Origin of the sequence: Megamonas funiformis (assembly GCF_010669225.1) — a bacterium.
GTDB classification, from domain to species: Bacteria; Bacillota; Negativicutes; order Selenomonadales; family Selenomonadaceae; genus Megamonas; species Megamonas funiformis.
This window is the reverse complement of sequence record NZ_CP048627.1, coordinates 1,614,519-1,627,414: the sequence shown is the minus strand read 5'-3', so window position 1 is coordinate 1,627,414 and position 12,896 is coordinate 1,614,519. Positions and strand designations below refer to the sequence as shown.

Annotated in this window: 13 protein-coding genes; all 13 read left to right on the top strand. The window is 31.9% G+C overall.

Annotated features, from left to right (window positions below; genetic code table 11):
* Positions 1 to 228 precede the first annotated feature (228 nt).
* Positions 229 to 843, top strand: coding sequence for a MotA/TolQ/ExbB proton channel family protein (locus GXM21_RS08265; RefSeq protein WP_018999549.1), 615 nt, complete (start codon positions 229 to 231; stop codon positions 841 to 843).
* 2 nt (positions 844 to 845) lie between these two features.
* Positions 846 to 1,247 (top strand): ExbD/TolR family protein, encoded by a 402-nt coding sequence (locus GXM21_RS08260; RefSeq protein WP_008537454.1) that lies wholly within the window; start codon positions 846 to 848, stop codon positions 1,245 to 1,247.
* Positions 1,248 to 1,250: 3 nt separating this feature from the next.
* Complete coding sequence (locus tag GXM21_RS08255; protein ID WP_008537455.1) at positions 1,251 to 2,081, top strand: energy transducer TonB; 831 nt, start codon at positions 1,251 to 1,253, stop codon at positions 2,079 to 2,081.
* Positions 2,082 to 2,104: 23 nt separating this feature from the next.
* Positions 2,105 to 2,329, top strand: coding sequence for a hypothetical protein (locus GXM21_RS08250; RefSeq protein WP_008537456.1), 225 nt, complete (start codon positions 2,105 to 2,107; stop codon positions 2,327 to 2,329).
* 23 nt (positions 2,330 to 2,352) lie between these two features.
* The gene (locus tag GXM21_RS08245; protein WP_008537457.1) at positions 2,353 to 3,330 is read left to right on the top strand and encodes an ABC transporter substrate-binding protein; all 978 of its coding nucleotides are present in this window, start codon (positions 2,353 to 2,355) and stop codon (positions 3,328 to 3,330) included.
* Positions 3,331 to 3,348: 18 nt separating this feature from the next.
* Positions 3,349 to 4,371, top strand: coding sequence for a FecCD family ABC transporter permease (locus GXM21_RS08240; protein ID WP_008537458.1), 1,023 nt, complete (start codon positions 3,349 to 3,351; stop codon positions 4,369 to 4,371).
* Complete coding sequence (locus GXM21_RS08235) at positions 4,368 to 5,168, top strand: ABC transporter ATP-binding protein (RefSeq protein ID WP_008537459.1); 801 nt, start codon at positions 4,368 to 4,370, stop codon at positions 5,166 to 5,168. Before GXM21_RS08240 ends, GXM21_RS08235 begins: the two co-directional genes overlap by 4 nt.
* Entirely contained in the window at positions 5,168 to 5,908 is a 741-nt protein-coding gene (locus GXM21_RS08230) for an ABC transporter ATP-binding protein (RefSeq protein WP_008537460.1), read from the top strand. Before GXM21_RS08235 ends, GXM21_RS08230 begins: the two co-directional genes overlap by 1 nt.
* Positions 5,909 to 5,910: 2 nt before the next feature.
* The gene (locus GXM21_RS08225; RefSeq protein WP_249068207.1) at positions 5,911 to 6,648 is read left to right on the top strand and encodes an ABC transporter permease; all 738 of its coding nucleotides are present in this window, start codon (positions 5,911 to 5,913) and stop codon (positions 6,646 to 6,648) included.
* Between the two features lie 106 nt (positions 6,649 to 6,754).
* Entirely contained in the window at positions 6,755 to 7,294 is a 540-nt protein-coding gene (locus GXM21_RS08220) for a flavodoxin family protein (RefSeq protein WP_008537463.1), read from the top strand.
* Positions 7,291 to 8,694 carry a heme anaerobic degradation radical SAM methyltransferase ChuW/HutW gene (hutW, locus tag GXM21_RS08215; protein ID WP_008537464.1) on the top strand — a complete coding sequence of 468 codons (1,404 nt, stop codon included), beginning with the start codon at positions 7,291 to 7,293 and terminating at the stop codon, positions 8,692 to 8,694. The genes GXM21_RS08220 and hutW overlap by 4 nt, the downstream gene beginning before the upstream one ends.
* 117 nt (positions 8,695 to 8,811) lie before the next feature.
* Complete coding sequence (locus GXM21_RS08210) at positions 8,812 to 10,674, top strand: TonB-dependent receptor plug domain-containing protein (protein WP_008537465.1); 1,863 nt, start codon at positions 8,812 to 8,814, stop codon at positions 10,672 to 10,674.
* A gap of 109 nt (positions 10,675 to 10,783) precedes the next feature.
* Complete coding sequence (locus GXM21_RS08205) at positions 10,784 to 12,805, top strand: TonB-dependent receptor plug domain-containing protein (RefSeq protein ID WP_008537466.1); 2,022 nt, start codon at positions 10,784 to 10,786, stop codon at positions 12,803 to 12,805.
* The last annotated feature ends 91 nt before the right edge of the window (positions 12,806 to 12,896 follow it).

The window sequence follows — 12,896 nt, the reverse complement described above, 5'->3', positions numbered from 1 at the left end:
TAGATTTAAAAATTGTTCATAAAATATTTGACAATGAGAATTGTTTTCAATATAATTATTTATGTAATTTTTAAAAGAGAGTCTAGAACTCCATAGAATATATTTTTAAATAAAATTTTTGTGTGTATTTATTTTTATGTAGAGCATAGGAAAATTTTATTTTGGATTTATTCTATGGAGTTTTATCTTTTTAATGAAGATTATTATTTAGAGAAAGGTGCGTTTAAATTGGATTTTATTATTAGTGCATTAGAATTATTTCATCATGGTGGTTGGGTGATGTATCCACTTTTAGCTTGTTCTATTTTAGTTGTTGCTATTGGTATTGAGCGTTTTATCTATTATAAGAGGACTTGTGGCGATAATAAAGATATGGCTCAACAAATTTTAGCTTTAGCTAAAGAGCGTAATTGGCAAGAAACAGAAAAAGTATGTGCTAATAATCGTTGCTTTGTCAGTGATGTATTGGCGATAGGTTTAAAATATCGTGAGTGTCCAATGTCAATGAAGGAAAGTTTTGAGGAATATATTTCTGTTAGAGCAAATGGGTTAAAACGAAATTTAAATTATTTAGATACTATTGTTACAATGGCTCCACTGTTAGGTTTATTAGGTACAGTGGTGGGGATGATTAGTTCTTTTAAAGTATTAGATGTTGCTGGTGATAATCCTGCATTAATCACTGGTGGTGTAGGTGAGGCGTTAATTGCGACAGCTACTGGTCTTTGTGTAGCCGTGCTAGCCTTGATTGTGCATAGCTATTTTAGTAATCGCTTAGATAGTGTTTTAACTGATGTAGAAAATGTTTGTACTGTAGTGATTAGTAAGGCAAGAGGTAAATAATAATGAATATACGTAGTAATCGCGTGGCAAGACCACCACGATTGATGATTATACCGATGATAGATATTATATTTTTCTTGATGGTGTTTTTCTTATTTAGCACTTTGCAAATGGTTTATCAAAAATCTATGCCTGTGAATTTGCCAGTAGCATCTTCTAGTCATCAAGAAGCACCAAAGCCAGTGGCTATTACACTAATGAAAGATGGCACAATCAGTATAGGTGATACTGTGGTGGGCATTGAAGAAATAAAACCACGAGTGGAACAATTAGCTGATAAAGCAGATACTCCTGTGATTTTAAGAGCTGATGAGAATGTAGAACATGGAAAAGTAATCAAAGTGATGGATGAAATCAAGAGTGCAGGTGTAACCAAATTATCCATAGCTACTCAGGAGAAATAATCAATGAAAAAGCATATTTGGAAAAAATCTTTTTCAATATCATTTGTTTTTCATTTTATAGTAGTCATAACTATTGGTGCTGTGGTAGCAGGCTTTCATCAGGAGATACAAAGACCAAAAGAAGAATTGATTACAGTCAATCTAGCGGACACACCAGAACAGATAGCAAAAGTTCAAGAAAAATCATCATTCAATTCATTTAGTAGAGATATAGAAAATATTTTTAAGCATAATAGTGATAATGATAATCAAAATATCAGGAATAAAAATAATGAAGTAAATCAAAATAAAGATATAAAACAAATAAATAATGTAGAAAATAAGCAGATTGAAAAAGATGAAATTAGTGCAGAAGATGGAATTTTACCAGCTTCCAATAATATAACAAATACAATATCAGAAGATGATACGCAAGTAATCAGTGACGGTATTGGTCAGGGAGATGGTGAGAATTTTTCTGGTAGCGAAAATAAAAACAGTGGCAGTGGAAGTGGTGGCACAGCAGAAGGCATGGCTGGTGGCAATAATGGAAGAGCTAGTGGCGGAGCAAATGTTACAGAAGATAGATATAGTGTAGCAAGTAGATTTGCTCAAGCTGTGGAAAATCATAAATCTTATCCGTATGCAGCTGTTAGATTAAATCAGCAAGGCACAGTAATTATTAATGTAACTATTGATGCAAATGGAAATTTAATCAGTGCAGGTGTAGTTTCTAGCGTTAATGGGAATTTAGATAAGGCTGCTTTAAATGCAGTATATAGTGCATGTCCATTTAGTCATGGTTTAGGTGAAAGTATTAGTATGAATGTTCCTGTTAATTTTTATTTGAATTGATATTGAGAAAAGAGCTGTTTTTGATGCAAGAAGTTATATTAAAACAAGAAGAAATCGAAAATATTATTATAGATGATGAAAAAAAAGACGAAAAAAAAACGTTAACTAAATTACCAGAACATAGATGTAAGCGATGTAATAGATTGCTTTTTTATGGAAATGTTAAATATGTAGAAATAAAATGTCCTAAATGTAGTTGTATAAGTAAAATTGGCAAAGATGTAAATAAAATTTGTATAAAAAGTTGATTGAAAAATAAAGAGGTGAAAATATGAGTGGCTATTTGAGAAAAGTAATCTTTGGCATTATTTGTTTGATAGCTATTGGCGGATTGTTTTTAGGCTTTCGCTCACATGAAGGAGATACAAATAATATCAGCTCAACAAGAGTCGTTACAGATAGCACAGGTAGAGAGGTAACAATACCAACACATCCTAAACGTGTAGTATTATTAAATGCTTCTCATTTAGATTTATATTATTATGCTGGTGGTAAAGAGACTAATACAATAGTGGGAAAACCTACTTCAGAAGCTTTGAGTGATGAAGTTAAAGAAGGAACAAAAAATATAGAGCAAATCGGTGTAATTCATAATCCTAGTGTAGAAACTATTTTGAAATTACAACCTGATTTAGTAATTGGTGTAAATGTACCTTTTCATCAGCAATTAATTCCTACTTTAGAGAAAGCTAATATTCCTGTGTTGATTAAATCTTTAGACACATATGAAGATGTGATATCCACTTTAGGTTTTTATGGAGAATTAACAGGAGAAGAAGAAATTGCTCAAGCAAAAATCAAAGAAATAGAAGCTGATTATGAAAAAGCGATTGCTAGAGCAGAAAATAAAACAGCTCCAAGAAGTTTGATAATTTGGGGAACGACAGATAGCTTTAGTATGGCAACAAGTAAATCATTTACAGGAGATTTATTAAAACGCTTAGGTGGTAATAATATAGCAGATAATGTGGATTCTGTAGCAAAAGATAGTGGCTATATCCCATTAGGAATGGAATATATTGCTACACAAGATCCAGAGGCGATATTTGTAGTAACTCATGGTGATGTGGACGCAGTAAAAAATAGTATAGATGAAAATTTAGGGCAAAATCCTTTGTGGCAAGATATATCTGCTGTGAAAAATAATAGAGTATATGTATTACCATATCAGTTATTTGCTGTAAATCCTGGTACTAATATAGCTAAAGCGATAAATATATTGGCAGATGATTTATATTTACAAGAATAAAAAATATGAGGTATGGTAATGGCTATTGCTAGTATAAGTGAAAAGATAAAAGATCCTAGAAGTAAAAAACGCAATTTAGTGATGTTTTTGGGACTGATTTTGTTGGTAGCAGTTTTATTTATCAGCGTGATTATAGGTACAGCAAATACATCATTTAGCGATTTATATAATGTGTTTGTAGGTGTTCAAAATACAGAAAGCTATAGAATTTTATATCACATTCGCATTCCTAGAGTGCTTACAGCGATGTTTGCTGGTATAAATTTGGCTATTGCAGGCTGTATATTACAAGGTGTATTGAAAAATCCATTGGCAGATCCAGGTATTATTGGGGTATCAGCAGGGGCTGCTCTTGCTGCTATGGTAGTCATGATTATTTTACCTGAATATACGAATATGGTGCCAATCGTAGCTTTTGTAGGAGCGATGATAGCGACTTTAATTTTATTTGCATTGGCATGGGAAGATGGTATTCAGCCACTTAAATTGATTTTAGCTGGTGTGGCAGTTTCAGCATTTTTTGCTGGCGGTATGACATGTTTGATGGTATTTTTCTCCGATAAAATTCAAGGTACAGTGAATTGGATGGCAGGTGGTTTTTCAGGTGCTTCATGGAAGCATGTAACTATGATTTTGCCATATACTATCATTGGTTTAGTAGGTGTGAGTATCAGTAGTAAATTGTTAAACGCTTTGCAATTAGGTGATGATGTAGCAAAAAGTTTGGGAACACGAGTGGAAGCTACAAGATTTTTCCTCGTTACATTGGCGGCTTTATTAGCTGCTTCTGCTGTAAGTGTAGCAGGTATGCTCACATTTGTTGGTCTTATAGTGCCACATATGATGCGTTTAGTAGTGGGTTCTGATTTTAACTATTTATTGCCAAGTTCAGCTATTTTTGGTGGAATTTTACTGATTGTAGCAGATACAGTGGCAAGGACTGCTTTTAGTCCTATAGAGGTGCCTGTAGGTGTATTTATGTCATTTATTGGTGCACCATTTTTCCTTTATTTATTGAAAAGGGGAATGCAAAAAAGATGATTTTACAAGCAGATAAACTTACATTGCAATATGGGCAAAAAATCATTGCTGATAAATTGAATTTCAAGGTAGATAAATCAGAGATAATAAGTATTATTGGCCCAAATGGTTCAGGAAAATCCACATTATTAAAATCTTTAGGTAGATTATTAAAGCCTACACATGGGACTGTTTTATTAGAAGGAAAAGACATTCAAAAAATGAAACCTGGTGATATAGCACGCAAGATGTCAATATTGCCACAATCTTCAACGGCTCCAATGGATATGACTGTTTATGATTTAGTCTGTTATGGTAGAATGCCACATCAAGGATTATTTTCTTCGCCGAATAAAATTGATGAAGAAAAAATCGAAGAAGCATTGACGCAGACAAATACATCACATATGCGATATCGAAGATTAGATACTTTATCTGGTGGTGAACGTCAAAGAGCATGGCTAGCAATGGCAATAGCTCAAAACCCAGAGATTTTATTATTAGATGAACCGACTACGTATTTAGATGTAAAACATCAATTGGATTTGATGAATTTAGTATATAAATTATATGAAACAAGAAGAATCACAGTGATTATGGTCTTGCATGATTTAAACCATGCTGCTAGATATAGTCATCGCTTAGTAGCGGTGAAAAAAGGCAAGATTTTTGCTGAAGGTTTGGTGCAAGATGTATTTACAGAAAAAATACTTTGTGATTTATATGATGTAGAAACGTCAGTCATGTCTTTAGAACAAAATGGACAAAAACATTTAGTTTGTTTCCCTTATGATGTAAAACAAGGGGAGAAAAATTAGTGCAGGTTTTAAGTTTAAATAAGATAAATAAACAAATTAAGGATAAAATTATTTTAAAAGATATAAGTTTCACACTTGAAGAAGGCGAGATATTGGGGCTTTTAGGCCCTAATGGTGCTGGTAAAACAAGTATGATGAAGATAATATCTGGTTTAAGTAGAGCAAATTCAGGTAAGCTTGAGATTTTAGGGATTGAGGCTGATAAAGAAAGAGCAAAGATAAAGTCTCAGCTAGGTTTTGTCATGCAGGATAATAATATGGAAAGAGAATTTTCCGTTAAAGAAGCTTTGCTATATTATGCTCGTTTGTATAAGATGAAAAATTATAAATATGAAGTGGAAAAAATAATATCTCAATTTGAGATGAATACTTGGCAAGATAGAAAGATTGAGAAATTATCTGGCGGTATGGCTAGAAAAGCAATGATTGCTAGAGCTTTATTAGTGAAACCTAAAATCTTATTATTAGATGAACCAAGTGTGGGATTAGATCCTGATGTGAGATATGATATTTGGCAAGAAATAAAAAAACTAAAAAATATGGGGATAAGTGTAATTATCACCACTCATTATATGGAAGAAGCTGAATATCTTTGTGATAAAATCGCTATTTTAAAACAAGGAGAATTATTGGCGATAGATGAAGTAGAAAAAATAAAGCAGATAATGCAAAAAGATGAAAATGAAGATATAACTTTAGAAAAAGCTTTTTTACGATTTATTGGTAAGGAGGCTTATTAATTTTGAATTTTTTAGCAGTATATATGCGTGAAATGGCACTTTTGCAAAAGAAGATGGGAAAATTAGGATATATTTTCTCAGCGGTAATGTTTCCGATAATCTATTTATTTGCCTTTGGCATGGGGATTGGGCCAGTGATGAATAATATCCATGGTGGTTATTTACCTTTTTTGGCAAAGGGAATGTTATCGATAACAGTCATGATGAATGCTTTTCAACAGACATCATTATCAGTGAGTGTGGGGAGATTTTATTTTAAAACATTCCAGACATTATTATTGAGTCCGATTTCGGCTTTTCAAGTTATATTAGGCATTACTTTGGCTGGAGTTACTCGTGGCTTTATAGCTGGAGGTATTATCTATATCATAGCTATGGTATTTTTTGATGTGCCGATGTTGAGCCTTTGGGGATTTTTAGGGATTTTATTATCTGCCTTTTGCTTTGGTATTTTAGGGATTGCCATAGGTCTTTGGATCAAAAATCCAGATGCGTTATCTTCAGTGATAAATTTTATAATTACACCAATGACTTTCTTTTGTGGTACATTTTTTCCGTTGTATAATTTGCCGGATTGGTTGCAGATTGTAGTGGGGATTTTGCCATTGACTTTAGCGAATAATTTATTGCGTACAGAAGTATTTAGTGTGTATAGTTTGTTAGATATGATTTATTTAATAATTATCACATTAATCTTGTTGGTAATTAGTAGATATCAATTAAAAAATTATAATGAATAATCTAATTGATATAAAATAAAAGTTTTAAATTTTAGTGTGTTTAAGATAAATTTAGACTATAATTTGAGTAAAGATATATTTTTTATAGAAAAGAAGGAGATAAAAAATGAAATCAATAGTAGTTTATTCTAGTTTAACAGGTAATACAAAAATGGTAGGAGAAGCTATTGCCGAAGTTTTAGCTCCGAATTGTGATATTTATAAAGTAGAAGATAATCCTGATATTACAGGTTATGATTTAGTTGTTGTAGGTTTTTGGGTGGACAAAGGAACAGCTGATGCAAAAGCTAGTAAATTTTTGAAATCCATTCGCAATAGTAAAGTGGCTGTATATGCTACGCTAGGAGCTGAACCAGATTCAGAACATGCAAAAACTAGTTTGCAAAATGGTATAGATATGTTAGATAGTTCTAATGAGATTATGGGAAGATTTATCTGCCAAGGAAAGATTGATCCCAAATTATTAGAAGCGATGAAAAAAATGTTTGGCACGAAAGTTTCTAAAGAAAATTTTCATGCAGTAGATGAAAAGCGTTTGGAACGTCATCGCAAAGCTAGTACACACCCTGATGAGCAAGATTTGGCTAATGCAAAGAAAGTATTTAGTGAGATTAAAGCAAAAATGAGTGGTGAAATGAATTTATGAGCAAAATAAGAGAAATATTAGATAGTCTATCAACTGAACAATATAAGATGATGATAGGGGAAAAATCTTGTCAGCCTTTGACGGAGACTTTTAGCAAAAAAAGAGTAGTTCATCCAGGGGCAAATGGACAGATGGTACCACCTGTAAAACAGCAAGAAATTTGGCTTGAATATATGCAAAGAAAAGGAGATAAAAGTAAAAAGAAAGCAGTATATATACACATTCCTTTTTGTAGTCAAATTTGTCTATATTGTGGTTTTTTCCAGAATTATTCTAATGAAGAACGCGAAACCATGTATGTAGATAGATTAATCAAGCAATTATTGATGGCAAAAGAATATAAATATGTACAAGATAGTGTGATCAATGCTGTATTTTTTGGTGGCGGAACACCATCTACATTATCGCCATATAATGCAGATAGATTATTAAAAACTATGAATGAAGTATTGCCACTTGCTAATGATTGCGAGATAACTATGGAAGCTCGTGTGCATGATTTAGTTGATGAAAAATTGCAAGTATGGTTTAAACATGGTGTAAATCGCATATCTGTGGGTGTACAATCTTTTGATACGGCTATCCGTCAAAGTATGGGACGCAAAGATGATAAAGAAACTGTTATTGAAAATCTCAAACGAGCTGCAAGTTATAATCAAGCAGTATTAATCATAGATTTGATTTATGGGTTACCTGCTCAAGATGTGGATAACTTTGTAAATGATTTAAAAATAGCAGATAGTTTGCCAATTGATGGTATGGATTTATATCAATTAAATGTATTTGAACAATCTGCATTAAAAAAAGCGATAGATAATGGCAAAATACCACCTGCGGCAACGACAAAACAGCAGGCAAAATATTTAGAAGCAGCTATTTCATATTTAGATGAATTAGCTTATAAACGATTGAGTGTCTGTCATTGGGCAAAAACAAATCGTGAACGCAGTATGTATAATACTTTGGCAAAATCAGGAGCTGATGTGATACCATTTGGTTCAGGGGCTGGCGGTTTTGTAGGAGATATTTCTATGTTTTTAAATAGAGATTTACAGCGTTATATGAATGCTATTGATGAAGGAAAATGGCCATTGATGGTTTTAACCAAAGAAGCAGAAGGCAAAGTTTTATTTAAGGATATTCAAGCACAGACTGAAAATTGTATGGTAAATATACAAAAATTAGCTCAAGTATATAGTGAAGAACTTTTACAATTAGAAGAAGTACTCAATATTTGGGTGGAATATGGTTTATTTGAAAAATGTGGCCATACTTATAAAATGACAGTTGCTGGTCAATTTTGGCAAAATAATATCACACAGACAATAATAGAACTTACACAACAATTATTGATGGGCAAAAAATCTTTTGAAGTTCAGCCAATAGCAGCACAAGGTTAAATATATAAATAAAATAAGGCAGTTATGATTAATTTTGATAACTGCCATAATTTTTAAAGTATAAATGATAATGATTATCATTTATAGAAATTGATTTTATAATGAAGGAGACGAGTAATGCTAACAAAAAAACGTAAATCTACACTTTTAACTTTATCTATATTGATGGGATTGACAAGTTGCACGCAAGCCAGCGAAGTAATCCAAACACCAGATGTAGTGGTAACAGCTACAAAAACACAGCAAGAAGTGAAAGCTGTACCTAATGCAGTAGAAGTCATCACCAGTGAAGATATTGAACAATTAGGAGCAACAGATATTTATTCTGCTTTGAAATTGGCAACAAATGTTGATGTTTCTCAAATTGGTGCAGGTCATAGATTGATGGTCCGTGGGAAAAATGCAGGTGCATTAGTATTATTAGATGGCAGAAGAATGTCAAATGAATATTCATCAATGACTAGAGGAGCTTTTGATTTAGATAAGATAAATTTATCTAGTGTAGAACGCATTGAGATTGTTAGAGGTGCAGCCTCCGCTCAATATGGTGCAGATGCTGAAAGTGGAGTAATCAATATTATTACGAAAAAATCCAAAGAACAATCTGTAACTGTAGGAGCAAATACAGGAACTGATGTCATGAATAATTATTATCGTTTTGATTTAGGTCAGCAAGGTAAATTCAATGGGGTAGTGAATGCTAATTTTGCTAAATATCGTAAACGTGAATTTGTCGGTGGCACAGGGACAAATTATTTTGGACCTAGAACAAATTATGATTTTAGTGGAACGTATGCATTTGATGATAGTAATAATTTAGATTTTTATATAGGTTATTATGATGAAAAATCAAAGAAAATAACAGATTATTCTTCTATGGGAATGGGCAAAAGTTCTACAAATTATGATAAGACAAATCAAGATTATAGTATAGCTTATAATGGAAAAGGCGATAATAGTAATTATATGATTAGAGCTTATTATAATCGATATGATAAGGAAGAATATAAAGGCAGTAAAAATAATGGTTATAAGCAAAATACATTTGATACTTTAGGTATTGAAGCTAAAAATACAGTACAAGCAGGAGATGAGCATTTATTAACTTATGGTGTTGAATATAAAAATATAGGTGTAGAAGGTCCAATCTTAGCTTTAGGTGAAGGTAATAGCAAGGACAATTCTGCTTATGCTGGATATATTCAAGATGAATGGTTTATAAATGATAAAATTTTATTTATTCCAGCAGTAAGATATGACCATGATGAACAATTTGGCGGAAAAACAACACCAAAATTAGGGGCAACTTATTTTCTAAGTGATAATAGTCGTATAAAAGCGAATTGGGGTAAATCATGGAGAGCTCCGAATTTAGTGGAATTATATGCTGGGCAAGATCATGGTTTTACTACGATATATGGAAATCCAGATTTGAGACCAGAAGAAGCTACTACATGGGAATTAGGTTTTGAAGCTGAAAAAGATAATAATTGGTTGAAATTAAATTATTTTAATAGTAAATACGATAATTTAATAACATATGATAAGGTAAATGGAAAAAATACATTTATCAATGCTCAAGATGCCAAAACTGATGGCGTAGAATTTGAAGTAGGTCGCCAATTCAATGATAATTGGTCTATTAGAGCGACTAGTAATTGGCTTAATGCTAAAGATAGTGATGGGGAAAAAGTATCTGCGACAGCTGATAATATTTCCACTTTGGAATTGGATTATGATGATAATGATATTAATGGATATAGTGCTAAACTTTGGAATTCTTGGGTAAGTAATTATCATTATGCTAATGAAAATTATGATTATAATACTTTAAATTTTGTAGTAAATAAAAAATTCGCTTTTGATGATGGTCGAAATGGACGAATTTATGCAGGTGTAGATAATATTGGAGATAAAAAAATAGGAGATATTTATTTAGAAGGTAGAATTTGGCGTGTAGGAGCAGAGATTACTTTTTAAATAAAAAATATTCATAGCTAAAGAAAAGCAAATAATACGTTTAATCTGTTTATATTAATGATAATGATTATTGTTAATATAAACAATTACATACAAAGGAGTTAATATAATGAGATTATCTACAAAAAAACAACAAACTTTATTGACTTTATCAGTGTTATTAGGTTTATCAAGTCCAGTATATGCACAAGATATACAAAATAATGACGTGATAGTTACACCAGATGTAGTAGTTACAGCGACACGAACTCAAGAGGAAGTAAAAGCTGTACCGCAAACTGTAGAAGTAATTACTAAAGAAGATATTGAACAATTAGGAGCAACAGATGTTTATTCTGCACTTCGTTTGGCAGCTAATGTAGATGTAACTTCAGCAGGTATGGCAGGTCATAATGTGATGATTCGTGGAATGAGTACAAATCATACTTTAATTTTAATAGATGGTAAAAGATTTGCTGGAGAAGATACAAGTGCCACACAAAACGTTTATGCCTTAGGTCGCTTGAGTCTGTCAAATATTGAACGTATTGAAATTGTGCGTGGCAGTGCTTCAGCACAATATGGTTCAGATGCTTTAGGTGGAGTAATTAATATCATCACTAAAAAATCAAAAGAGCCATCAGTTATGGTAGGTCTTTCTACAGGATCAGAAGCTATAAATAATTATTATCATATAGATTTTGGTAAACAGGGAAATTTCAGTTCTACTTTTGATATGCGTTTTAGTGATGTACGCAAGAATATGCAAGCCGGAGACGAAGGCAGTAATTATTATGGCCCTATTCAAGATTTTAATTTTGCTGGAACATGGGATTTAGGCAATGATAAAGAAATTGATTTGACGCTTGGCTATTATAATGAACATACAAAAGCAGATTATGCTGATAAATATACATCAACAGGTGTTTTTCAAACTAGTAAGGATAAAAAAGAATGGTATGATTATAGAAGATATGATTATAGCTTAGGCTATAGTGGCAAAACTGATAATAGTGATTATATGATTAGGACTTTTTATAGTAGATTGGATAAAGAAAATAATTTATATAATTATCGCAATAATTTTCCAGGACCAATGGAAAATATTTTGGGTTCAATGTATCCAAAATATGATTGGGATAAATCCACTTATACGCTTTGGGGCATAGAAGGTAAAAATACTGTGCAATTAAGTGATAATCATCTTTTGACATTTGGTGGCGAATATCGTCAAAATAAAGTCGAAGGTACTCGTTTGAGTGATGGAGGTGATAATGTACATCAAGTAAGTCAATCAGGAAATGGAATAGTGAGTAATAAATATTATTCAGATAAAGAAATAAATACATGGGCAGGATATATCCAAGATGAATGGCAAGTGAATGATAAATTATTAGTAATTCCATCTATGCGTTATGACCATGATAGTTCTTTTGGTGGGGAAGTTACACCAAAAATAGGTGCGACATATTTTATCAGTGATAATAGTCGCATTAAAGCTAATTGGGGTAAAGGCTTCAAAGCTCCAACTATTAGTGAATTATATATGGCAATGCATCGTGCAATGGGTGGGCAAACTGTCAATGTTTATGGCAATCCAGATTTAAAACCAGAAAAATCTACTTCATGGGATATCAGTTTTGAAGCTGAAAAAGATAATAATTTTGGTAAATTAACATATTTCAATAATGATGTTAAAAATTTAATCACTACAAAACAAATAGGTAGTAGTTATTATGATCAGAGATATATAAATGTAGATGAAGCTGAAATTGATGGTGTGGAAATGGAAATTGGTCGCAATTTAGACGATAAATGGACAATAAAAGCAACAAGTAACTGGCTTGATGCAACAGATAAAGTGAGTGGTGATCGTTTAGATAATAGAGCAAGAAATATGACTACATTGCAATTATTATATGATGATCATGATGATTGGGGATATAGTGCGATTTTATGGCAACAATGGACTAATAAATACCATTATGATGATAATGATTATAATTTTAATACAACTAATTTTGTACTCAATAAAAAATTTGGTGAAGGAAATAGAGTTTATGCAGGTGTAGATAATATTTTTGATAAAAAAATTAGTGATATTGGTTTAGATGGTATGATTTGGCGTTTGGGTGCAGAATGGACTTTCTAAGATAATAAGATAAATTAAATAAAGTAGCAGGGTAAAATCTTGCTACTTTGTTTTAATTAATAAATAAATTTTTACTAAAAGGAGATGGTGT

Excerpts from the sequence above, each read along its gene's own strand:
- GXM21_RS08260 (WP_008537454.1), top strand. The coding sequence starts at position 846 with ATGAATATACGTAGTAATCGCGTGGCAAGACCACCACGATTGATGATT.
- GXM21_RS08255 (WP_008537455.1), top strand. The coding sequence starts at position 1,251 with ATGAAAAAGCATATTTGGAAAAAATCTTTTTCAATATCATTTGTTTTT.
- GXM21_RS08250 (WP_008537456.1), top strand. The coding sequence starts at position 2,105 with ATGCAAGAAGTTATATTAAAACAAGAAGAAATCGAAAATATTATTATA.
- GXM21_RS08245 (WP_008537457.1), top strand. The coding sequence starts at position 2,353 with ATGAGTGGCTATTTGAGAAAAGTAATCTTTGGCATTATTTGTTTGATA.
- GXM21_RS08240 (WP_008537458.1), top strand. The coding sequence starts at position 3,349 with ATGGCTATTGCTAGTATAAGTGAAAAGATAAAAGATCCTAGAAGTAAA.
- GXM21_RS08235 (WP_008537459.1), top strand. The coding sequence starts at position 4,368 with ATGATTTTACAAGCAGATAAACTTACATTGCAATATGGGCAAAAAATC.
- GXM21_RS08220 (WP_008537463.1), top strand. The coding sequence starts at position 6,755 with ATGAAATCAATAGTAGTTTATTCTAGTTTAACAGGTAATACAAAAATG.
- hutW (WP_008537464.1), top strand. The coding sequence starts at position 7,291 with ATGAGCAAAATAAGAGAAATATTAGATAGTCTATCAACTGAACAATAT.
- GXM21_RS08210 (WP_008537465.1), top strand. The coding sequence starts at position 8,812 with ATGCTAACAAAAAAACGTAAATCTACACTTTTAACTTTATCTATATTG.
- GXM21_RS08205 (WP_008537466.1), top strand. The coding sequence starts at position 10,784 with ATGAGATTATCTACAAAAAAACAACAAACTTTATTGACTTTATCAGTG.